General features: G+C 72.1%; 19 protein-coding genes, 1 tRNA gene and 3 pseudogenes. 12 read left to right on the forward strand and 11 right to left on the reverse strand.

What is annotated here, in order from left to right; all coding sequences use genetic code 11:
- Window positions 1-383 precede the first annotated feature (383 nt).
- Window positions 384-1,022, forward strand: a complete 639-nt coding sequence (locus OVA14_RS12725; RefSeq protein WP_267504199.1) for a rolling circle replication-associated protein — start codon at window positions 384-386, stop codon at window positions 1,020-1,022.
- Window positions 998-1,219 (forward strand): hypothetical protein, encoded by a 222-nt coding sequence (locus OVA14_RS12730; protein ID WP_267504200.1) that lies wholly within the window; start codon window positions 998-1,000, stop codon window positions 1,217-1,219. The genes OVA14_RS12725 and OVA14_RS12730 overlap by 25 nt, the downstream gene beginning before the upstream one ends.
- On the opposite strand, the gene OVA14_RS12735 is transcribed toward OVA14_RS12730, so the two are convergent.
- On the reverse strand, window positions 1,216-2,619 hold the full coding sequence (locus tag OVA14_RS12735) for a recombinase family protein (protein WP_267504201.1): 1,404 nt from the start codon (window positions 2,617-2,619) through the stop codon (window positions 1,216-1,218). The genes OVA14_RS12730 and OVA14_RS12735 overlap by 4 nt on opposite strands.
- Before the next feature lie 26 nt (window positions 2,620-2,645).
- Here OVA14_RS12735 and OVA14_RS13965 point away from each other — a divergent pair.
- From OVA14_RS13965 to OVA14_RS12755, 4 genes and pseudogenes are all read left to right on the forward strand, one after another.
- Window positions 2,646-2,774, forward strand: a pseudogene (locus OVA14_RS13965) (HNH endonuclease); the annotation flags it as partial.
- Window positions 2,775-2,950: 176 nt separating this feature from the next.
- Entirely contained in the window at window positions 2,951-3,625 is a 675-nt protein-coding gene (locus tag OVA14_RS12745) for an SDR family oxidoreductase (RefSeq protein WP_267504202.1), read from the forward strand.
- Between the two features lie 57 nt (window positions 3,626-3,682).
- Window positions 3,683-4,171 (forward strand): hypothetical protein, encoded by a 489-nt coding sequence (locus OVA14_RS12750; protein ID WP_267504203.1) that lies wholly within the window; start codon window positions 3,683-3,685, stop codon window positions 4,169-4,171.
- Window positions 4,168-4,854, forward strand: coding sequence for a TetR family transcriptional regulator (locus OVA14_RS12755; RefSeq protein WP_267504204.1), 687 nt, complete (start codon window positions 4,168-4,170; stop codon window positions 4,852-4,854). The genes OVA14_RS12750 and OVA14_RS12755 overlap by 4 nt, the downstream gene beginning before the upstream one ends.
- Here the strand turns inward: OVA14_RS12755 and OVA14_RS12760 are convergent.
- Both OVA14_RS12760 and OVA14_RS12765 read right to left on the reverse strand, forming a co-directional pair.
- On the reverse strand, window positions 4,851-6,248 hold the full coding sequence (locus tag OVA14_RS12760; protein ID WP_267504205.1) for a GH1 family beta-glucosidase: 1,398 nt from the start codon (window positions 6,246-6,248) through the stop codon (window positions 4,851-4,853). The genes OVA14_RS12755 and OVA14_RS12760 overlap by 4 nt on opposite strands.
- Window positions 6,249-6,286: 38 nt before the next feature.
- Window positions 6,287-6,360, reverse strand: a tRNA-Gly gene (locus OVA14_RS12765).
- Window positions 6,361-6,447: 87 nt separating this feature from the next.
- Between OVA14_RS12765 and OVA14_RS12770 the strand changes: the two genes are divergently transcribed.
- On the forward strand, window positions 6,448-7,110 hold the full coding sequence (locus OVA14_RS12770) for a hypothetical protein (protein WP_267504206.1): 663 nt from the start codon (window positions 6,448-6,450) through the stop codon (window positions 7,108-7,110).
- A 16-nt stretch (window positions 7,111-7,126) separates the two neighbouring features.
- Here OVA14_RS12770 and OVA14_RS12775 read toward each other — a convergent pair whose 3' ends face one another.
- Genes OVA14_RS12775 through OVA14_RS12785 form a run of 3 tightly spaced genes read right to left on the reverse strand, consistent with a single transcriptional unit; the run spans window position 7,127 to window position 9,242 of the window.
- Window positions 7,127-8,125, reverse strand: coding sequence for an Fpg/Nei family DNA glycosylase (locus OVA14_RS12775; protein ID WP_267504207.1), 999 nt, complete (start codon window positions 8,123-8,125; stop codon window positions 7,127-7,129).
- The gene (locus OVA14_RS12780; protein ID WP_267504208.1) at window positions 8,125-8,610 is read right to left on the reverse strand and encodes a ribose-5-phosphate isomerase; all 486 of its coding nucleotides are present in this window, start codon (window positions 8,608-8,610) and stop codon (window positions 8,125-8,127) included. Before OVA14_RS12780 ends, OVA14_RS12775 begins: the two co-directional genes overlap by 1 nt.
- The gene (locus tag OVA14_RS12785) at window positions 8,610-9,242 is read right to left on the reverse strand and encodes a DsbA family protein (RefSeq protein ID WP_267504209.1); all 633 of its coding nucleotides are present in this window, start codon (window positions 9,240-9,242) and stop codon (window positions 8,610-8,612) included. Before OVA14_RS12785 ends, OVA14_RS12780 begins: the two co-directional genes overlap by 1 nt.
- Window positions 9,243-9,331: 89 nt before the next feature.
- On the opposite strand from OVA14_RS12785, the gene pepN reads away from it, so the two are divergent.
- The 4 genes and pseudogenes from pepN (at window position 9,332) to OVA14_RS12805 (ending at window position 14,897) form a co-directional block, all read left to right on the forward strand.
- A complete protein-coding gene (gene pepN / locus OVA14_RS12790) occupies window positions 9,332-11,869 on the forward strand; it encodes an aminopeptidase N (protein WP_267504210.1) in 2,538 nt (845 codons plus the stop codon).
- Between the two features lie 11 nt (window positions 11,870-11,880).
- Window positions 11,881-12,828, forward strand: coding sequence for a mechanosensitive ion channel family protein (locus OVA14_RS12795; protein WP_267504211.1), 948 nt, complete (start codon window positions 11,881-11,883; stop codon window positions 12,826-12,828).
- Between the two features lie 20 nt (window positions 12,829-12,848).
- On the forward strand, window positions 12,849-13,211 hold the full coding sequence (locus OVA14_RS12800) for a globin (RefSeq protein ID WP_324288066.1): 363 nt from the start codon (window positions 12,849-12,851) through the stop codon (window positions 13,209-13,211).
- Window positions 13,212-13,233: 22 nt separating this feature from the next.
- Window positions 13,234-14,897: pseudogene (locus OVA14_RS12805) on the forward strand (FAD-binding dehydrogenase).
- A 47-nt stretch (window positions 14,898-14,944) separates the two neighbouring features.
- Here the strand turns inward: OVA14_RS12805 and OVA14_RS12810 are convergent.
- The 5 genes and pseudogenes from OVA14_RS12810 to OVA14_RS12830 all read right to left on the reverse strand — a co-directional run bounded on the left by OVA14_RS12810 (window position 14,945) and on the right by OVA14_RS12830 (window position 20,052).
- A complete protein-coding gene (locus tag OVA14_RS12810) occupies window positions 14,945-15,367 on the reverse strand; it encodes a cytochrome c oxidase subunit 4 (RefSeq protein WP_267504213.1) in 423 nt (140 codons plus the stop codon).
- 1 nt (window position 15,368) lies between these two features.
- Window positions 15,369-17,094, reverse strand: a pseudogene (gene ctaD / locus OVA14_RS12815) (cytochrome c oxidase subunit I).
- Window positions 17,094-17,993, reverse strand: coding sequence for a cytochrome c oxidase subunit II (coxB, locus tag OVA14_RS12820; protein WP_267504214.1), 900 nt, complete (start codon window positions 17,991-17,993; stop codon window positions 17,094-17,096). The pseudogene ctaD and the gene coxB overlap by 1 nt, the downstream one beginning before the upstream one ends.
- A gap of 234 nt (window positions 17,994-18,227) precedes the next feature.
- Window positions 18,228-18,569, reverse strand: a complete 342-nt coding sequence (locus OVA14_RS12825; protein ID WP_267504215.1) for a HesB/IscA family protein — start codon at window positions 18,567-18,569, stop codon at window positions 18,228-18,230.
- Window positions 18,570-18,639: 70 nt separating this feature from the next.
- The gene (locus tag OVA14_RS12830) at window positions 18,640-20,052 is read right to left on the reverse strand and encodes a M20/M25/M40 family metallo-hydrolase (protein ID WP_267504216.1); all 1,413 of its coding nucleotides are present in this window, start codon (window positions 20,050-20,052) and stop codon (window positions 18,640-18,642) included.
- Between the two features lie 81 nt (window positions 20,053-20,133).
- On the opposite strand from OVA14_RS12830, the gene OVA14_RS12835 reads away from it, so the two are divergent.
- A complete protein-coding gene (locus OVA14_RS12835) occupies window positions 20,134-20,694 on the forward strand; it encodes a DUF3043 domain-containing protein (RefSeq protein ID WP_267504217.1) in 561 nt (186 codons plus the stop codon).
- The last annotated feature ends 33 nt before the right edge of the window (window positions 20,695-20,727 follow it).

Below are 20,727 nucleotides of genomic sequence, written 5' to 3' on the forward strand. Positions count from 1 at the left end.
CTCGGGAGCCGGTCGGCGAGCGATGGCAAGGGCTCGCCGACCGGCGAGCCTGCGGCAGACCTTGCGATGCGTGTGCCGCCTGGGGTTTGATGAGCATACGTCGACGCGCGTAGGGCGACTCTCAGACCCCGCTACGCGTCGGATGGAACTGTAGAGGAGCCCCGGTCTGAGGGGGCTGCGCAACTCAACCGGCCTGGGCCCTTTGCGCGAAACGAACCGTTCATGCGGCCGTCTGTTTTGTCGACGCCTCCGGACGGTTCCCTCTCTTGTCGCACTGCTCTTCTTCCCTTGTTGCTCTCGCGCGCCCCGACGCTGGCTGGTCGTTCACGCTCTGCCCTGAAGCGGGTGAAGGTGGCGGCTCATTTCGGCGCAGCGTCCGCACCGTGCCTGAGTACGTCGCACGGGGCGAGGCCCGCGATCCTGAGCGTGCCGCCGCCGAGGCCGGTCGTCGCGCGCGCTCGAAGCTGCGCCGCTACTGCGCCGCGAATCGACTGAATCGACTCGGGACGCTCACCTATCGGGGTGCTGGCAATCACGATCCTGCGCTGCTGCGCGAGCACCTTGGCGACTTCTTCCGAGCGCTGCGCGCCGGTCTCGACGGCAAGCCCTTGCCGTATGCGTGGGTGCCTGAGTGGCACAAGAGCGGCCACGGCCTGCACGCGCACTTCGCAGTGGGCCGGTACATCAAGCGCAGCGTCATCGCAGATGCATGGGGTCATGGCTTCGTCCACATCAAGCTGATCGGCGACCTGCCGGTCGGATCGACTGCGCTGACGGAGGCCCGCACAGCTGCGGGCTATCTCTCGAAGTACGTCGCGAAGACTTTCGATGACGCGCAGGCGCGGGAACTGGGCTTGCACCGGTATGACGTCGCACAGGGCTTCCAGCCGGAAACGATCCGCCTGTCGGCCGTCTCTGCGCACTCGGTGCTGTCGGAGGCGTCGGAGCTGATGGGTGGCGCTCCAGCGACGCAGTGGTCGTTGTTGGAGAGTCCCGGGTGGCAGGGCGCTCCGGCGATCTGAGCGCAGTGGGGCCGGTGATGGGCGAGCCGGATCTGGAGGCGGTGCGCCAATGGCTCGTTGCCTCATGCGAAGCGCAGGGCGTGCCCGTGCAGATCACCGATGCGGTGCTCGTGGCCAAGTTGGGCGTGCTCCTCGGCGCGTCCGGGGAGGCGGCGCGCGGCACCGCAGGTGCGGCGCCGCCTGCCCGGAGCGCCTAGGACACCCAGATCGGCACGATCCGGGCGGGATCGAGCTTCTGCGCCCCTGCCTTGCCTGGCTGAATCGTCGCGCTCTCCATGACGGCGCGGACGATCGCATGCTGTCGGTCGAGGTTGAGGCTCCCCCACTGCTCCCTGAGCGCTCCGCCATTGCCGACCAGACCGTGCAACGCGTGCGCGCCGCTGATCTGGTCGAGCTGCCGCTGCGCCGCGATGATCCGCGCCTCGGCGGGCTTGCGCCCAGCGAGCAATTCAGGGCGAGTGATCTCACCTGCCCCGAACATCTCAGCAAACTCGCGCATCGCGGTCTGCGCGCTCTCGATCTCGCCGACAAGCTGCGCGTGGCGCTCGTCCTTCGCGGCCCGGCCCGCGAGCACATCGCGCATCACTTCGGTGTCGAGCCGCATCAGCACCGCGGCTGCGATCCACTGCTCGACCGGCGCGGCCACGATGGTCATGCGCCCGCAGCCGCCGTGGTCGGGGCCCTTGGAGCACACGTAGCGTCGCGTGTCCTGGCGCGCGGCACTGTAGAGGCGGCTGCCGCACCTGCCGCACGTGAGCAGACCACTGAGCAGATAGCGACGCGGCGCACGTCTGCCTTGCCGCTGCTTCGACCGCTGCAGCGCCAGGATCTGCTCGTGCTGGCTGAGCGTGATGATCGCCGGCCACACCGCCGTGCCGGCCGGCTTGCCCTTGTGGTCACGGAGGCCGGCGATGCGACCGCGCGTGAGGATCGTTCGAAGCGTCGCGGTGCGCCACACCTCGGCCTTGCCGGTCGTGGGGATCTGCTGATCGTTCATCCAGTTCGCGAGCGACCGCATCGACTCGCCCGCGAGGTAGCGGGCCGCGAGCTCGCGGATCACCTGCGCCTCCGACTCGCGCACGGTCACGCGGTCGGGCTCGAAGCCGAACGGGCGCGTTGATCCGCCGTGCGGCAGGCCCGCTTCGACGTTCTGCTGCATCTTGCGCTTCACCCGCTCCGACTTCCGTGCCGACTCGTTCGCCGCGACTGCTGCCGTGATCCGCGCGATCAACATGCCGTTGTCGTTGCCGAAGTCGATGTCGGACGTGACGGTCGCGAGCTGATCGACGCCGGAGCGGTCGCACAGCTCCACGAACTGCTCCCACTCCATCGGCCTGCGCGTCAGCCGATCCTGGTGGTACGCGATCACCGCATCGATCCGGCCCGCTTCGATGTCTTCCAGCATTCTCGCGTACTGCGGGCGATGCTTGCTCCGGTAGGCCGAGATGTCGTTGTCGACGTAGACCTCCGCCACCTGCCACCCTTTGCTCTCGGCGAGCTTGTGACAGTCCTCGAGCTGCCGCTGCACGCCGAGCCCTTGCCCGGTCTGGTCGCTCGAGATGCGGGCGCAGATCGCAGCGGCATGGGCTCGTCTCATGGGGTCATGATTAACGCGCAGCCGTCAACCTCGCGCACCTCTGCCGACGCCACCACACGCTCAAGCACGCCACCCGCTGGCGGCTGCGGCAGCCCTCGCCCGGAGTGCTCGAGTGGACCTCGCCTGCCGGGCGCACCGACGTCGACCAGCCGGCCGCGATCGGTCCGCGCTTCGCCGAGCGCGAGCGGCTCCGCGCCGCGGGTGCACGGCCGCCCGCCGCTGAGCCCGCACCGTGGCACGGCTCACCGCCGCCGCCCGGCGCTCCCCCGCCGCCGTTCTGACGCCGTCGTCCTGGCGCCGCCGTCCGGGCGCCGCTCGCTATCGTGCGAGCATGCCCCTCGCTCTCATCACCGGTGCCGCGCGCCCGAACAGCCTCGCCGTCGGCATCGCCGAACGCCTCCGCGCCGAGGGCTGGACGGTCGTGACCTCCGATGCGCCAGGCGTCGGCACCACCGATCTGCCCGCCGACCTCGCCGACCCCGCAGCGCCGGACGCGCTGGTCGCCGCCGCGCGCGACGCCCACGGGCCGCTCGACGCGCTCGTGCTGAGCCACGCGCACGGCGTCGAGTCGGGCATCCTCGACACCACGTCGGAGGCCTTCGACCGCCACGTCGCCGTGAACGCACGGGCAAGCCTCCTGCTCATCGCCGCCTTCGCGCGGCAGACGCCGGAGGGCGGCGGGGCCGTCGTGGCGCTCACGAGCGACCACACGACCGGCAACCTGCCGTACGGCGCGTCGAAGGGCGCGCTCGACCGCATCGTCATCTCGGCGGCGCGCGAACTCGGCCCGCGCGGCATCTCGGCCAACGTCGTGAACCCCGGACCCATCGACACCGGCTGGATGGACGACGAGCTGCGCTCGTCGCTGCCCGAGCATGTGCCCCTCGGCAGGCTGGGCACGCCTGCCGACGCGGCGGGCGTCGTGGCGTTCCTGGTCTCCCCCGCCGGTCGCTGGGTCTCGGGGCAGCTGCTCCACGCCGACGGCGGGCTCTCCAGCCGCTACTGACGGCTCGTGCCCGACGCACGCGTCGCCGTTATGAACGCGTTCAGTTATGCTCGTGCCATGGTGAGCACCTCAACCGCGGACGTCTCGGGACCCGCAGCGACGCCGTGGCGCGACCCGCGCCGCCACGAGTGGAGGGGCGGCGACATCGCGTGCGGCTGGGTCGTGGGCGCGGTGACGCTCGCGGTGCTCTCGATCGTCCTCGGCGTGCTCGGCGGCGCTGCCGGCGCAGCGATCGGCGCGGTCGCGATGATGACGGGCCTCGTGGCGCTCAGCCTCTACGGCGTGCCGGTGGCGATCGGCGCCGCCACGCTCCTGCGAGTCGTGCGCTGGGAGTGGTTGCACCTGCTCGCGTTCGCCGCCCTGGGCGCGCTCGGCGGCGCCCTGGCGCTCTCCGCCACGACGTGGACGATGCACGACCCCGGCACGTACGCCCTCCCGGCGGGCTGCGGCGCGATCACCGCCGTCGTCGCGCGCGGCGTCTCGCGCCGCCGCGCCATCCGCACCAGGGGCATCCGCCCGCCCGAGCCCGAGGATGCCACCGCATGACCGGCACGAAGCGCGAGCGCACGGCCGCCCGCATCCGGGAGGTCGCCTTCGAGGCGCTCCGCACCGACGGCTGGCGCGACACCACGATGCGCGGCATCGCCGAGCGCGCGGGCGTCGCACCCGGCACGATCTACACCTCGATGCCGTCGAAGGAGCACCTGCTCGTCGCGCTCTACGACGAGGCCGTCGCCCGCATCGACGAGCGCGCCACGCCCTTGCTCGAGGGCGTACGGCCCTTCGCCGCGCGGATGCGCGTGGTGCTGGGCGCGATGCTCGACGAGATCGGGCCCTACCACCGCGTCGCCACCGAGACGCTCGGGCAGGCGATCTCGATCGACGCCCCCACGAGCCCCTTCGGGCCCGCCTCGGCGCCGGCGCGCGAGCGCATGACCGCCCTGCTCACCCGCGTCGTCGAGGACTCCGACCTCGTCGCCGACCGGCAGCTGCGCGCGGCGCTCCCCGAGCTCCTCTGGACGCTCGTCATGGCGGGGATGCTCGCGTGGGCGAGCGACCGCAGCACCGACCAGCGACGCTCGCGCGCGCTCGTCGACCAGGCGGTGCCGATGCTCGACCGGGCGCTCCGGATCACGGCCGTGCCGCTGCTGCGCTCGCAGGTGCGCGACCTGCTCGCGCTCGCCGAGGCGGCGCGAGAGCTCGCCGACCCCGACGAGGAGCGCCCCTAGAGCGTCCGCTCGCGGATCATGCGCGCGAGCTCGAGGCCCGAGTCCTTCACCGTGCGCTCCTGCGTCTCGTAGTCGACCCGCACGATGCCGAAGCGCTTGTGGTAGCCCCACGCCCACTCGTAGTTGTCCATGAGCGACCAGTAGAAGTAGCCCTCGACGGGCACGCCCTGCTCGATCGCGTCGATGACGGCGCCCACGTGCGCGCGCAGGAACGCGGTGCGATCCCGGTCGTGCACCGCGCCGTCGTCCGCGACCGCGTCGTCGTAGGCGGCGCCGTTCTCGGTCACCCAGAGGGCCGTGCCCGCGGGCTCGGCGTACTCCTCGTGCACCTGCCGCAGCAGCCGCGTGAGGCCCTCGGGCTGCACCTCCCAGCCCATCGACGTCGTCGGGAGGCCGCGCGGGTGCACGTGCACGCCCTCGGCCGCCGGGTAGGGGCTGCCGACGGGGCGCTCGGTCGGCGCGTCCTGCAGCGGCGCGTGCGCCGGCGGCACGGCCGAGACCGCATCGCCGTGGTAGTAGTTCACGCCCAGCACGTCGATCGGCGCGGCGATCGTCGCGAGGTCGCCGTCCTGCACGACCGCGTCGAGGCCGAGGTGCCCGACGTCGGCGAGGAGCGAGTCGCGGTAGTGCCCGCGGAAGATCGGGTCGAGGAAGAAGCGGTTGAACTGCTCGTCGATGCGGCGCGCGGCATCGACGTCGGCGGCCGACGTGGGGTCCACCGGATCGGCGACCGTGAGGTTGAGCGTGATGCCCAGCTGCTCGGCGCCCGCGTCCCGCAGCGCCCGCACGGCCATGCCGTGCGCGAGGAGCAGGTGGTGCCCCGCGGCGAGGCCGTCGGCGACGCTCTGCCGGCCCGGCGCGTGCGCGCCAGCGGTGTACGAGAGGAACGACGAGCACCACGGCTCGTTCATGGTCGTCCACGCGCGCACGCGGTCACCGAGGGCGTCGTGCACCGCGAGCGCGTAGTCGACGAAGCGGTGGGCGGTGTCGCGCGCGGGCCAGCCGCCCGCCTCCTCGAGCGTCTGCGGCATGTCCCAGTGGTGCAGCGTGAGCCAGGGCATGATGCCCGCCTCGAGCAGCTCATCGACGAGGCGCGAGTAGAAGTCGATGCCCGTCGGGTTCACGGGGCCGCCGTCGGGGCACACGCGCGACCAGCTGGTCGAGAAGCGGTACGCCTGCAAGCCCAGCTCGCGCATGAGCGCGACGTCCTGGGGCATGCGGTGGTAGTGGTCGCACGCGACGTCGCCCGTGTGGCCATCGATGACGGCGCCGGGCACGCGCGAGAACGCGTCCCAGATGCTCGGGGTCCTGCCGCCCTCATGGGCGGCGCCCTCGATCTGGTAGGCGGCGGTCGCGCCGCCGAGGATCAGGTCTGCGGGGATGCTGCGCTGCACATCGTGAGCGTAGCGGGATGCGGTGCGGTGCGGTGCGGTGGAGCGGGCGACGGGAATCGAACCCGCGTAATCAGTTTGGAAGACTGAGGCTCTACCATTGAGCTACGCCCGCGCGCCCCTCGCGGGACTGGTCGAATCTACCGCATCCGCGGCGCCGGTCCACCAGCGGAGCGCCAGCCGCGAGCGATACCGTGGCCGCGTGCCGGGCCACCTCTCCACGCGCCCGCGCCGCCGCGGCTCGTCCCGGTTGGGCGCGGCGCTCGTCGTCGCCGCCTCGCTCGGGCTCGTCGCCTGCGTGGCGATGCCGCCGTCGGTGCCCGCGGATCCCGACATCCCGCAGTCGCAGGGCCCGCTCCCCACCATGACCGACATCGCACCGCCACCGGTCACGAACGGCCCGACCGACCCGCCCGTGCCCACCACGGCGCCCGGCGACTTCGGCTACGGCCAGACGGTGACGATCCACTCCCAGCGCGGCTCCACGTGGGAGATCACGCCGCTCGGCTCGATCGACCCCGCCGACAGCATCGCCACCGAGGGGTGCGGCGGCACCGGCCCCGCTGCCACGCCGCGCAGCGGCAGCCGCTTCGTGGTGCTCGAGCTCGAGATCGCGAACGTCGGCGTCATCACCACGCACCCGATGCACGACCTCACCTTCGGCTACCAGCCCGACGGCGGCCCCGTGGCAGACCAGAACTCCGCCTCGACCGCGGCATCGCCCAACGACCTCGGCTGCATCTGGGAGTTCGCGCCCGGCGACCGCGAGCGGGTGCAGGTGATCGTCTCGGTGCGCGCCGACGACCCCACGGGCACGTGGGTGATCACGGGCGACGACTTCGCGACGACCTACCGCTTCGGCTGAGGCCGCGCGGCGCCCGCTACACCTGGCAGCCGGGACACCAGTAGAGCTTCCGCCCCTGCATGACCTCGAGCGCGATCGGCGTGCCGCAGCGCCGGCAGGGCATCCCCTCGCGCTTGTAGACCCAGTGCCGGTCGGCGCGGTTCGCGAGCGCCGCCGCCCGCCGCTCGCCGCGGAGCCCGTCGATCGTGAGCATCTGCCCGGTCTCGACGCCGATCCGCAGGAGCTTCGTCCAGTCGCGCCACAGCGCCCGCAGCTCGTCCTCCGGCACCGCGCTGCCGGGCCGGTGCGGCGCCATGCGGGCCCGGAACAGCAGCTCGGCGCGGTAGACGTTGCCGATGCCGGCGACGACCGACTGGTCCATGAGCAGCTGCCCGATGGCCTGGCCTGAGCGCGAAGCGCGTGCCACGAAGCGATCCTCCGCCGAGCGGCGCGACTCGGTGAGCGCCTGCGGATCGGGCCCCAGGCGCTCCGCGAGCGCGCGCACCTGGTCGTCGTCGAGCACCTCGCACACCGTCGGCCCGCGGAGGTCGGCGACCGAGACGGGCGTGAGGATGCGCACGCGCACCTGCCCGACCGGCTCCGGCGGGAACGCCGCCAGCTCGTCGGCGCGCTCCCGCTCCCCCGCGCGGAGCCTCGCGAGCCGCGGCGCGCCGATCGATGCGATCGAGTCCTCGTGCTCGCCGTCGGCGCCGGCGGCACCGCGCATCCCCGTCTGCCCCATTCGGCCGTCCGCGGCGGCGATCGTCGGATCGACCGAGATCGCGCCCGCGAAGTCCCAGGCGCCGTAGATCCCCAGGTGCACGTGCAGGAAGGCCGCGTCGCTCGCGCCGCCCTCGTCGTCGAAGCCGAGCAGCAGGTGCTTGCCGATCGCGCGGCTGGACGTCATCGTGCGTCCGTCGAGCTCGGCCGCCCCCACCTGGAAGCGCCCCTGCGGGCTCGAGACCGCCGCGGCGCGGCCGACGAAGTTCGCCCCGAACTGCCGGGCGATGCGGTGGACGGAGTGGCCCTCCGGCATCAGTCGATCTCGTGGCCGGCGATCGCGCCCGTCGTCTCGTACTCCCCCAGCTGCGCGATGCGCCGCGCGTGCCGCTCGGCGCCCGAGAACGGCGTCGCGAGGAAGCGGTCGATGATCGCGAGCATCTCGACCTCCGAGTGCTGGCGCGCGCCGACCGCGACGACGTTCGCGTCGTTGTGCTCGCGGGCGAGCTCGGCGGTCGCGAGGCTCCAGGCGAGCGCCGCGCGCACGCCCTCCACCTTGTTGGCCGCCATCTGCTCGCCGTTGCCCGAGCCGCCGAAGACGACGCCGAGCGCCTCGACGCCCGCGCGCCGGTCGCGCACCACGGCGCGCGCGGCGGCGATGCAGAACGAGGGGTAGTCGTCCTCGGCGTCGTAGGCGGCGGGGCCGTGGTCGACCGCCTCGTGGCCGGCGGCCTCGAGGTGGGCGACGAGCCGCTTCGAGATCTCGAAGCCGGCGTGGTCGGTGGCGACGTGGACGCGCATCAGGACTCCTCGGCGGTCGGTGCGAACTGCGGGCCGCGGGTGCGCGAGCGCTTCAGCTCGAAGAACCCGTCGACCGAGGCTGCCGCCACGATGCCGTCGAAGAGGCGCAGCGCCTCCTCGCCGGTGGGCGCGGGGCTGACGACGGGGCCGAAGAAGGCGACGTCGCCCACGGCGATGACGGGCGTGCCGACGTCGTCGCCGACGAGCTCGATCGCCGCGCTGTGGCTCGCGCGGAGCGCCTCGTCGTGCGCCTCGGTCTCCTCGGCGAGGGAGGCGGGGAGGCCGGCCTCGGCGAGCGCCTCGGCGACGATCGCGTCGTCGTCCTTCCGCGCCCCCGGGTGGATGCGCGTGCCGAGCGCGTCGTAGAGCGGCTTCACGACCGCGTCGCCGCCCTCCGCGCGCGCCGCGGTGACGAGGCGCGTGAGGCGCATCGAGCGCGGCATGCGCGCGGCGTAGGCCTCCGGCAGGTCGCGCCCCTCGTTGAGCACGGCGAGGCTCATCACCTGCCAGTCGACGGCGAGCCCGCGGGCCTCGGCGACCTCGCCGAGCCACCGGGAGGTCATCCACGCCCAGGGGCAGGTCGGGTCGAACCACATGCGGACGGTCGGCTTGGCAGCCTGCTCGGCACTCATGCCTCGATGCTATCCGCGCCTGCGAGTCCGCCCACGACCCCGCGACTACGCTGGTGCCACGCATCACACCATGACGCAAGGAGTCCAGCGTGCCCGGAGAGAACCTCACCCGCGCAGAAGCCCAGGAGCGGGCGGCGATCGTCCAGGTCGACGCCTACGACATCGAGCTCGACCTCACCCGGGGCGACGAGGTGTTCGGCTCCACGACGACCGTCCGCTTCCGCGCGACCGAGGGTGCGTCGACGTTCATCGACCACATCTCGAAGCAGGTCCACTCGGTCACGCTCAACGGCGTCGAGCTCGACGTGGCCGCGGTCGACGACTCCGTTCGCATCCGGCTCGAGGGCCTGCAGGCCGAGAACGAGCTGCGCGTCGTCTCCGACGCCCTCTACGTCAACACCGGCGAGGGCCTCCACCGCTTCGTCGACCCCGTCGACGGCGAGGTGTACCTCTACTCGCAGTTCGAGGTGCCCGACTCCCGCCGCGTCTTCGCCGTGTTCGAGCAGCCCGACCTCAAGGCCGAGTTCGCGTTCACCGTCACCGCTCCCGCCCGCTGGCAGGTCGTCTCGAACCAGCCGACGCCGGAGCCCGTCGTCGACGGCGAGGTGGCCACGTGGTCGTTCGCGCCCACGCCGCGCATCTCGAGCTACATCACCGCGCTCGTCGCCGGCCCCTACGACATCGTCCGCTCGGAGCTCACGTCGTCCGACGGCCGCGTCATCCCGCTCGGCATCTTCTGCCGCGCCTCGCTCGCCGAGCACATGGACGCCGACTACATCTTCGAGAAGACCCGCCAGGGCTTCGCCTACTTCGAGTCGCAGTTCGGCGTGCCGTACCCGTTCGAGAAGTACGACCAGCTCTTCGTGCCCGAGTTCAACGCGGGCGCCATGGAGAACGCAGGCGCCGTGACCTTCACCGAGGTCTACGTGTTCCGCGCGCAGGTCACCGACGCGATCCGCGAGCGGCGCGTGGTCACGATCCTCCACGAGCTGGCCCACATGTGGTTCGGCGACCTCGTCACCATGCGCTGGTGGAACGACCTGTGGCTCAACGAGTCGTTCGCCGAGTGGGCGTCGACGATCGCCACCGCCGAGGCCACGGAGTGGACGGGCGCGTGGACGACGTTCCAGGCGATGGAGAAGACCTGGGCCTACAAGCAGGACCAGCTGCCCTCGACCCACCCGATCGTCGCGGAGATCCGCGACCTCGAGGACGTGCAGGTCAACTTCGACGGCATCACCTACGCGAAGGGCGGCTCGGTCCTGAAGCAGCTCGTCGCCTGGGTGGGCCTCAAGGCCTTCATGACGGGCGTCGGCAACTACTTCCGCAAGCACGCGTGGGGCAACACCGAGCTGCGCGACCTGCTCGTGGAGCTCGAGGCCGCGAGCGGCCGCGAGCTCGGCGAGTGGAGCCGCCTCTGGCTCGAGACCGCGGGCGTCAACACGCTGCGCCCCGCCATCGAGACGACGGCGGACGGCATCATCACGTCGTTCGCGATCGAGCAGACGGCGCCCGCGTCGCACCCGACGCTGCGCCCGCACCGCCTCGCGGTGGGCTTCTACGACGAGGAGGACGGCGCCATGCGCCGCGTGCACCGCGTCGAGCTCGACGTCGACGGCGAGCGCACCGAGGTGCCCTCGCTCGTCGGCCACGTGCGCCCCGCGCTCATCCTCGTGAACGACGACGACCTCGCCTACGCGAAGATCCGCCTCGACGAGGCCTCGATGCGCGCCGCGCTCGCGCAGCTCGGCGACATCGCCGACCCGCTCGCGCGGGCGCTCGTGTGGGGCGCCGCGTGGGACGCGACGCGCGACGCCGAGACGCCGGCCTCCGACTACGTCGACCTCGTGCTCGAGCACATCGGCGCCGAGACCGAGTCGACCACCATCCGCCTCTCGCTGCTGCAGCTCGCGCAGACGGCCCGCACGCTCGTGCACCCCGCGAAGCGGGCCGCGACGATCGAGCGGGTCGGCGACCGGCTGTGGGAGCTCGCGAAGGACGCGGAGGCGGGCTCGGACGCGCAGTTCCAGTTCGTCGGCGCCTTCGCGGGCCTCGCGAGCACCGAGGCGCACGCCGCGGCGCTCCGCAGCCTGCTCGACGGCACGGAGGCGCTCGAGGGCCTCGCGATCGACAGCGACCTGCGCTGGCAGCTGCTCGACGGCCTCGTGCTCACGGGCGCCGCGGGCACCGTCGAGATCGACGCGGAGCTCGCGGCCGACGACACCGCCACGGGCCGCCAGTTCGCCGCCAGGGCGCGCGCGACCGTGCCGACGCCCGAGGCGAAGGAGGCCGCGTTCGCGTCGGTCGCCGACGAGATCGGCGCCTCGAACATGATCGTGCGCTACACGGGCAACGGCATCGCCCACGTCAACGACCCCGCGTCGCTGCAGGGCCTCGTCGCCCGCTACCACGACGCGATCGAGGGCATCTGGGCCTCGCGCAGCTACCACGTGGCCGAGGGGCTCCTCACGGGCCTCTACCCCGCGCCGCTCGCGAGCGAGGAGCTGGCCGAGGCCACGCGCGGCTGGCTCGCCTCGCACGAGCCCGTGCCGGCGCTGCGCCGCATCATCATCGAGCACCTGGCCGGCGTCGAGCGCGCGCTCGCGGCCCAGGAGCGCGACGCCTGATCGGAGGAGACATGCTGGGTCGGACCGGCGGCGACGCCGCGGGCGAGGGGATCTCCTGGGCGGCGTTCGCCGACTGGTGGTCGGAGTGGGGCCAGGGCTTCTCGATCGTGCTGATCGTGCTCGGCGCGATCATCGGCTACTACGTCGTCAAGGCGATCATCGGCCGCGTCGTCCACGAGGTGGTCACTGGCGTCAAGCGCCGGGCCGACGCCGCCGACACCGAGGCGCTCTCCCACTCCCCGCTCGCGCAGGTGCGCATCGTGCAGCGCACCCGCGCGATCGGGAGCGTGCTGAACACGATCGTCGCCTGGGTGATCGCGGTCCTCGCCCTCATCCTCATCCTGAGCATCCTGGGCGTGAACGGCGGCTCGCTCGTCGCGATGGCCGGCTTCCTGGGCGCCGCCGCGGGCATCGGCGCGCAGGGCGTCATCCGCGACTTCCTGAACGGCCTGTTCATGGTCTTCGAGGACCAGCTCGGCATCGGCGACGTCGTCGACCTCGGCGAGGCGACGGGCGTCGTCGAGTCGGTCGGCATCCGCGTCACGCAGGTGCGCGACGTGCAGGGCACGCTCTGGTACGTGCGCAACGGCGAGATCCTGCGGGTCGGCAACAAGTCGCAGGGCTGGGCGCGCGTGCTGCTCGACCAGGCCGTGCCCTACGACGTCGACGTCGACGCGGTCGAGCAGCGCCTGCTCGACGTCGCGACCGCGATGAGCGAGGACGTCGCGTGGGAGTCCCGCATCATCGAGAAGCCCGAGACCTGGGGCATCGAGTCGGTGTCGGCCGAGGCCGTCGTCATCCGCCTCGTCGTCAAGACCCGCGCGAGCGCGAAGGACGACGTGGCGCGCGAGCTGCGCCGCCGCGTGAAGGACGGCCTCGACGACCTCGGCGTCACGCTCCCGTCGCTGCAGAAGGTCGTCGTGCAGGGCCTCGAGGGCCCGCAGAAGGGCACGGCGTGAGCCAGTCGCTGCACGAGGCGATGGGCGGCACGCCGTTCTTCGCGGCGCTCGTGCACGGCTTCTACGACCGCGTCTGGGAGGACGAGGTGCTGCGGCCCATGTACCCGCAGGACGACCGCGCGGGCGCCGAGGAGCGCCTCCGGCTCTTCCTCGAGCAGTTCTTCGGCGGCCCCACCACCTACAGCGACACCCGCGGCCACCCGCGCCTGCGCATGCGCCACGCGCCGTTCCCCATCGACCTCGAGGCGCGCGACCGCTGGCTCGCGGCGATGACGGCCTCGGTCGACGCGCTCGACCCCGCCCCGCTGCACCGCGCGGAGCTCATGGACTACTTCGAGCGCGCCGCGACGGCGATGCTCAACCGGAACCCGCTCTTCCGCTAGCGCGACCACCCAGGAGGCGACGATGCCCGACACGACCACCGACACCGACGTGCTCGTGATCGGCGCGGGCCTCGCCGGCCTCGTCGCCGCGTGCGGCGCCCTCGACCGGGGCCGCACGGTGTGGATCGTCGAGCAGGAGGGCCGCCGCTCGATCGGCGGGCAGGCCTGGTGGTCGTTCGGGGGGCTGCTGCTCGTCGACTCCCCCGAGCAGCGCCGGCTCGGCATCCGCGACTCCGTCGACCTCGCGCGCGAGGACTGGCTGCGCAGCGCCGGCTTCGACGCCGACGGCGACGAGCACGGCCGCGCGTGGATGGAGGCGTACCTCGCGTTCGCGCACGAGGAGCTGCGGCCCTGGCTGCGCGAGCTCGGCGTCGGGCTCTTCCCCGTCGTCGGCCACGCCGAGCGCGGCGCGCGCACGCCCGGCGGCCACGGCAACAGCGTGCCGCGCTTCCACATCGTCTGGGGCACGGGGCCGGGCCTCGTCGCGCCCTTCACGCGGCAGCTGCGGGAGGCCGTCGCCGAGGGCCGGGCGCAGCTCTCGTTCCGGCATCGCGCGACGCGGCTGCTGGTCGAGGAGGGCCGGGTCGTGGGCGCCGAGGGCGAGCGCCTCGCCGAGGACGTCGCGGTGCGCGGCGAGCCCTCGAGCCGAGAGGTCGTCGGCGGCTGGGCGGCGCGCGCCGAGAGCATCGTCGTCGCGACCGGCGGCATCGGCGGCGAGAGCTCGCGCGCGTGCACGAGCTCTGGCCCGCGCGGCTCGGCACCCCGCCCGCCGCGCCGCTGCGCGGCGTGCCCGCGCACGTCGACGGCTCGGGCCTCGACCTCGCGCGCGACGCCGGCGCACGGCTCGTGCATGGCGACCGCATGTGGCACTACACCGAGGGCATCGCCAACTGGGATCCCGTGTGGCCCGGCCACGGCATCCGCATCCTGCCGGGGCCGTCGAGCCTGTGGCTCGACCACCGCGGGCAGCGGCTGCCAGCGCCCTGCTACCCCGGCTTCGACACCCTCGAGACGCTCGCGCACCTGCGCTCGGTCGGCGCCGAGCACTCGTGGTTCGTGCTCACGCAGTCGATCGTCGAGAAGGAGTTCACGCTCTCGGGCTCCGAGCAGAACCCCGACCTCACCGGGCGCTCGCTGCGCCGCCTCGCGCAGCGCGTGCTGCCGGGCGCGCCCGCGCCCGTGCAGGCGTTCCTCGACCACGGTGAGGACTTCGTCGTCGCCTCGAGCCTCACCGAGCTCCTCGACGGCATGGAGCGGCTCAGCGCCGACTCCCTCGGCGGCGGGCAGCTCGACCGCGCCGCCGTCGTCGCCGCGATCGAGGCGCGCGACGATGCCGTCGCCGATCCGGCCTCCGACGACCCGCAGGCGGTCGAGATCCGCCGCGCGCGCGAGTACGTGGGCGACCGCCTCGTGCGCACCGCCGCGCCCCACCGCATCCTCGACGAGCGGCACTGGCCGCTCATCGCCGTGCGCCTGCGCACCCTCACGCGGAAGACGCTCGGCGGCATCGAGACCGACCTCGACGCGCGGGCGCTCGGCACCGACGGCACGCCCGTGCCGGGGCTCCTCGCCGTCGGCGAGGCCGCGGGCTTCGGCGGGGGCGGCGTGCACGGCGCCCGCGCGCTCGAGGGCACGTTCCTCGGCGGCTGCCTGCACACGGGCCGGCGCGCCGGCCGCATCGCCTAGACGCGACGGAGCCCCCGTCCGAGGACGGGGGCTCCGAGCCGATCGCGTCAGCGGCTGAAGTTGCCGCGGTAGTACTCGTACACCCAGCCCACCAGCATGATGAGGATCAGCGCGGCGGCGATGGGGATGAGGAACGTCGGGCCCGCGAGCGAGACGAACATGAGCGCCAGCGCACCGCCGAGCGAGATGGGCCACCAGCTCCAGGGCGAGAAGTGGCCCTGCTCGGGGTCGCCGTCGTCGATCTCGGCGTCGAGGCGGTCCTCCGGCAGCTCCACGCCGTTCTGGTTGCGGTACAGCAGCCAGAGGTAGAAGCCGATGAGCACCGAGAGCATGCCGGTCAGCGCCATGCCGACCGTGCCCGTCCACTCGACCTCGCCGCCGTAGGCGAGCATGTGCCAGAGCGTGTACACCGCGGCCGCGGCGAAGAAGAACGTCGCCAGGACGCCCAGCAGGATCAGGTTCGCGCGCATGTCAGCGGTCTCCGGTCTTCGTCACGTCGATCACGTCGTCGCGCTGCGGCTTGTCCTCGAGGGGGCCCGCGCCGACGCCGAACTGCGGCCCCGCGTTCGGGTGGTGCAGGTCGAAGGCGGGCGACTCCGAGCGGATGCGCGGGATCGACGTGAAGTTGTGGCGCGGCGGCGGGCAGCTCGTGGCCCACTCGAGCGAGCGGCCGGTGCCCCACGGGTCGTCGACCGTGACCTTCGGCGCCGTGCGGGCCGTGATCCACACGTTCCAGAGGAAGGGCACCATCGACAGCGCCAGGATCATCGCACCCACGGTGGAGATCTGGTTCATCCAGGTGAAGCCCTCCTCGGGCAGGTACGTGTAGTACCGGCGCGGCATGCCGATGACGCCCAGCCAGTGCTGGATGAGGAACGTCATGTGGAAGCCGATGAAGAGCAGCCAGAAGTGGATGTGGCCCAGGCGGTCGTTGAGCATCTTGCCCGTCCACTTCGGCCACCAGAAGTAGAAGCCGGAGAACATGGCGAACACGACCGTGCCGAAGACGACGTAGTGGAAGTGCGCCACCACGAAGTAGCCGTCGGAGAGGTGGAAGTCGAGCGGCGGCGAGGCGAGGATCACGCCCGTGAGGCCGCCGAAGGTGAACGTCACGAGGAAGCCGAGCGCCCACACCATGGGCGACTCCCACGTGATCGAGCCGCGCCACATCGTGCCGATCCAGTTGAAGATCTTCACGCCGGTCGGCACCGCGATGAGCATCGTCATGAGCGCGAACCACGGCAGCAGCACCGTGCCCGTCACGTACATGTGGTGCGCCCACACCGTCACCGACAGGGCGGCGATCGCGATCGTCGCGCCGACGAGGGTGTTGTAGCCGAAGATCGGCTTCCGCGAGAAGACCGGGATGACCTCGGAGATGATGCCGAAGAACGGCAGGGCGATGATGTACACCTCGGGGTGGCCGAAGAACCAGAACAGGTGCTGCCACAGCACGACGCCGCCGTTTGCGGGGTCGAAGATGTGGGCACCGAAGATGCGGTCGGCCGCGAGGCCGAACATCGCGGCCGCGAGCACCGGGAACGCGATGATCACGAGGATCGACGTGATGAGGATGTTCCAGGTGAAGATCGACATGCGGAACATCGTCATGCCGGGCGCGCGCATCGTGAGGATCGTCGTGATGAAGTTCACGCCACCGAGGATCGTGCCGAAGCCCGAGAGCGCGAGGCCGAGCACCCAGAGGTGGCCGCCGATGCCGGGCGAGTACGCGACGTCGCTGAGCGGCGTGTACGCGGTCCAGCCGAACGACGCGGCACCCTGCGGGGTGAGGAAGCCGGCGACGGCGATGAACGAGCCGAAGCCTGTAGAGCCAGTAGGCGAGCGCGTTGAGTCGCGGGAAGGCGACGTCGGGCGCGCCGATCTGCAGCGGCATGAGCACGTTGGCGAAGCCCGCGAAGAGCGGCGTCGCGAACATGAGCAGCATGATCGTGCCGTGCATGGTGAAGAGCTGGTTGTACTGCTCCTCCGTCGGCACGACCTCGAGGCCCGGCGCGAACAGCTGCGCACGGATCAGGAGCGCCATCACGCCGCCGATGCAGAAGTACAGGAACGACGTGATCAGGTACATGTACCCGATCGTCTTGTGGTCGGTGGAGGTGATCCACTTGACCAGGACGTTGCCCTTCGACTCTGCGCTGCGGCTGATGCCGGGCGCGGGCGCCGTCTGCGTGGACATCAGTTGCCCTCTTCCTGGTTCGTGTTGTCGACGTTCTCGTCGCTCTCGGGGTCGATGCCCTGGTCGCCCGAGAAGGGGTTGATCGACTCGTCGAGCGGACCGACGTTGCCCTCGGCCTCGAGGCTCTCGAGGTAGGCGTCGTACTCGGCGGGGCTGACGAGCTCGACGTTGAAGAGCATCGCCGAGTGGTACTCGCCGCAGAGCTCCGCGCACTTGCCGCGGAAGACGCCCTCCTGCGAGCCCGTCTCGAAGTACATGTGGTTCGTGACGCCCGGGAGCATGTCCTTCTTGTAGAGGAACTCGACGATCCAGAACGAGTGCGCGACGTCGCGCGCCTCGAGCGTGATCTCGATCGACGAGTCGGTCGGGAGCACGAGCGTGGGCAGCTCGCCCTCCGCGTACTGGCCGTCGGCGTCGCGCTGCGCCTGGATGCCCTGGAAGTAGACCTGCTCCTGGCCCTCGCGCTCGTAGACGAAGTCCCACGACCAGCGCTTGCCGTAGACGGTGATCGAGTAGTCGGGGTCGGCGTTCGGCTCCTCGATGATCGCCTGGTCGCGCGCGGTGAACGCGAAGAAGCCGGCGACGAGGATCACGGGCACGATGGTGAAGAAGATCTCCATCGGCATGTGGTAGCGGAGCTGCACCGGCAGGCCGACCTGGCCCTTGCGGCGGCGGTAGGCGACCGCGGCGAAGATCATGAGGCCCCACGTGATGACGCCCACGGCGAGCAGCACGATCCAGGAGGTCGTCCACAGGCCCATGATGCGGTCGACGTGGTTCGTCAGGCCCGGCTGCGACGGCATGTACCCCTGGAGCTGCTCCTGGGTGCATCCGGCGAGCGCGAGCGCCACCACCACGGCGAGCGGGGCCGCGATCCAACGAGATCGACGATTGCGCAAGGTCTTCCTCCGACTCGGGTGAACGTCGGTATCGATCCTAGTACCCACAGCGCACGCCCAGACCCCCGCGACCCTCCTCAGAGGGCCGGATGCGAGGGCCCGCCAGGATGCGCGAACGCCGCCGGCCCGGAGGCCGACGGCGTGTCGCGCGAAGTGGCGCGGAGGCTCAGTGGAAGGAGTCGCCGCTCGCGCAGGAGCCCCGCGACGCACCGCGCTGCGCTCGCGGGGTCGCTGCTAGTGGAAGGAGTCGCCGCACGCGCAGGAGCCCTGCGCGTTCGGGTTGTCCATCGTGAAGCCCTGCTTCTGGATCGTGTCCTCGAAGTCGATGGTCGAGCCGTCGAGGTACGGCACGCTCATGCGGTCGACGATGACCTCGACCCCGTCGAAGTCGCGGACGACATCGCCGTCGAGCCTGCGCTCGTCGAAGTACAGCTGGTAGATGAGGCCCGAGCACCCGCCCGGCTGCACGGCGACGCGCAGCCGCAGGTCGTCGCGGCCCTCCTGGTCGAGCAGCCGGCGCACCTTGTCGGCGGCGGTGTCGGTGAGCGTGACGCCGTGCGTCGCGATGTCCGTCATCTGCGTGCTCCTCCCGTGGTTCCTCGGGTGCAGCGCACCCGGCCTCCAGTGTATTCCCGCTCCGGCCCGATCAGGCGGAGCGATCGCCCGCGCGGGCGAGCAGCAGCGCCTCGGCGCCGATCGCCCGGCGCAGCACGCCCAGGTGCTGCGACTCGTTGGGGCTGTGCGCCATCGTCGCGGGGTCCTCGACGCCCGTCACGAGGATCTGCGACTCGGGGAACTGCGCCACGAGGTCGGCGATGAACGGGATCGAGCCGCCGATGCCCGCCTCGACGGGGGCCGTGCCCCACGCATCCGCCATCGCCTGCTTGGCCTCCTGCGCGCCCCAGCCGCTCGCGTCGACGAGGAAGGGGTCGCCGAGGTCGATCGAGTCGTACGCGACGTGGGCGCCGAAGGGCGCGTGCGCGCGGATGTGCGCGTCGAGCGCCGCGAAGGCGCTCTCGGCCGACTGCCCCGGCGCGATGCGCGTCGAGATGCGGAAGCGCACCGTCGGCAGGATCGTGTTCGAGGCGTCGGCGACGCTCGGCGCGTCGATGCCCGTGAGCGTCACCGAGGGCTTCGCCCAGACGCGGCTGAGCAGCGGGCCCGTGCCGATGAGCGAGACGCCCTCGAGCACGTCGGCCTCGTGGCGCACGGCCTCCTCGCTCTGCTCGGGCACGTCGAGGTCGGCCTCCGTGAGCCCCTCGACCGCGACCGAGCCGTCCTCGCGCCAGAACGACGCGGCGAGCTTCGCGAAGGCGAGCATCGCGTCGGGCACGATGCCGCCGACCATGCCGGAGTGGCTCGCGTGCCCGAGCGTCGAGACGCGCACGTTGAAGGCGACGTTGCCGCGGAGCGCGACCGTGAGCGAGGGCGTGTCGACGTCCCAGTTGTCGGAGTCGGCGACGACGATGACGTCGGCCCGGAGCGTGTCGGCGTGCAGCTCGAGGAAGCGCGAGAACGAGCGGGAGCCGTGCTCCTCCTCCCCCTCGATGAAGAGGGCGATGCCGAGCTCGGGGTCGGCGACCTCGGCGAGCGCGCGGACCGCGGCGATGTGGGCGATGACGCCCGCCTTGTCGTCGGAGGCGCCGCGGCCGTAGAGGCGGCCGTCGACCTCGGTGGGCTCGAAGGGCGGCGTGCGCCACAGCGACTCGTCGCCCCAGGGCTGCACGTCGTGGTGCGCGTAGAGCAGGATCGAGGGCTTGCCCGCCTTCGGCGCGCGCACCGCGAGCACCGCGGGCTGGCCGAGCTCGTCGGTGTCGCCGATGGGCGCGCGCTCGATCGTGACGCGCTCGAAGACGCCCGTGCCCTCGGCGAGCGCGGCGACGGCCTCGGCGCTCGCCTGCACGTGCGCGGGGTCGTAGGCGTCCCACGAGACGCTCGGGATCCGCACGAGCGCCCGCAGGTCCTCCACGGTGCGCTCGAAGCCGGCGTCGACGGCGGCGAGGATCGCGCGATCGCGGTCGGTGAGGGTGGCTGCGGGCTGCGTCTCTGGAGTCGTCATGCGCACGATCCTAGGCGGCGATCGGCACGCGCTCCGGCGGTACGATGGGAGCCCGACGACCCCGCGACGCAAGGACCCGACGTGCCCCTCTTCAGCCGCTCCGACGCCAGCAAGGCTCAGCCCGAGCCGCAGCCGGAGGGCCGCCGCACGCCGAAGCAGTCCGAGCAGGTCGCGCGCAACCGCCGCCCCCTGGTCCCCGAGGACCGCAAGGAGGCGCGTCGCCAGATGCAGGACAAGATGCGGGCGGAGCGCGAGAAGGCGCGGCTCGGCTTCGAGCGCGGCGACGAGAAGTACCTGCCCGCGCGCGACAAGGGCCCCGTGCGCCGCTTCGTGCGCGACTGGGTCGACGCCCGCCTCTCGCTCGGCACGCTCGCCATGCCGATGATGATCGTCGTCCTCGTGCTCACGTTCATCAACGACCCGCAGTGGCGCCTCGTGGCGAACATCGTGCTGTGGTCGTTCGTGCTGCTCGTCGTGCTCGACTCGGTCTTCATGGCGTGGCAGCTCCGCCGCGCGGTGCGCGCGCGCTTCGGTGCGAAGGAGGCGAAGGGCAACGGCTGGTACGCCACGATGCGCGCCGTGCAGATGCCCTTCATGCGCATGCCGAAGCCGCAGACGAAGCTCTTCCGCTACCCGGAGTAGCCCCGGGCGGGCGCGCCGGCCGGTCGGCCGACG

The organism is Agrococcus sp. SL85 (assembly GCF_026625845.1).
Lineage (GTDB): Bacteria > Actinomycetota > Actinomycetes > Actinomycetales > Microbacteriaceae > Agrococcus.

What these genes read in the sequence shown, in the direction of transcription:
- OVA14_RS12810 (WP_267504213.1), bottom strand. Translation starts at nt 15,367, where the DNA reads ATGCGCGCGAACCTGATCCTGCTGGGCGTCCTGGCGACGTTCTTCTTC.
- OVA14_RS12785 (WP_267504209.1), bottom strand. Translation starts at nt 9,242, where the DNA reads ATGAGTGCCGAGCAGGCTGCCAAGCCGACCGTCCGCATGTGGTTCGAC.
- OVA14_RS12735 (WP_267504201.1), bottom strand. Translation starts at nt 2,619, where the DNA reads ATGAGACGAGCCCATGCCGCTGCGATCTGCGCCCGCATCTCGAGCGAC.
- OVA14_RS12800 (WP_324288066.1), top strand. Translation starts at nt 12,849, where the DNA reads ATGGGCGGCACGCCGTTCTTCGCGGCGCTCGTGCACGGCTTCTACGAC.
- OVA14_RS12745 (WP_267504202.1), top strand. Translation starts at nt 2,951, where the DNA reads ATGCCCCTCGCTCTCATCACCGGTGCCGCGCGCCCGAACAGCCTCGCC.
- OVA14_RS12825 (WP_267504215.1), bottom strand. Translation starts at nt 18,569, where the DNA reads ATGACGGACATCGCGACGCACGGCGTCACGCTCACCGACACCGCCGCC.
- OVA14_RS12830 (WP_267504216.1), bottom strand. Translation starts at nt 20,052, where the DNA reads ATGACGACTCCAGAGACGCAGCCCGCAGCCACCCTCACCGACCGCGAT.
- OVA14_RS12755 (WP_267504204.1), top strand. Translation starts at nt 4,168, where the DNA reads ATGACCGGCACGAAGCGCGAGCGCACGGCCGCCCGCATCCGGGAGGTC.
- OVA14_RS12795 (WP_267504211.1), top strand. Translation starts at nt 11,881, where the DNA reads ATGCTGGGTCGGACCGGCGGCGACGCCGCGGGCGAGGGGATCTCCTGG.
- OVA14_RS12780 (WP_267504208.1), bottom strand. Translation starts at nt 8,610, where the DNA reads ATGCGCGTCCACGTCGCCACCGACCACGCCGGCTTCGAGATCTCGAAG.
- OVA14_RS12775 (WP_267504207.1), bottom strand. Translation starts at nt 8,125, where the DNA reads ATGCCGGAGGGCCACTCCGTCCACCGCATCGCCCGGCAGTTCGGGGCG.
- OVA14_RS12750 (WP_267504203.1), top strand. Translation starts at nt 3,683, where the DNA reads ATGGTGAGCACCTCAACCGCGGACGTCTCGGGACCCGCAGCGACGCCG.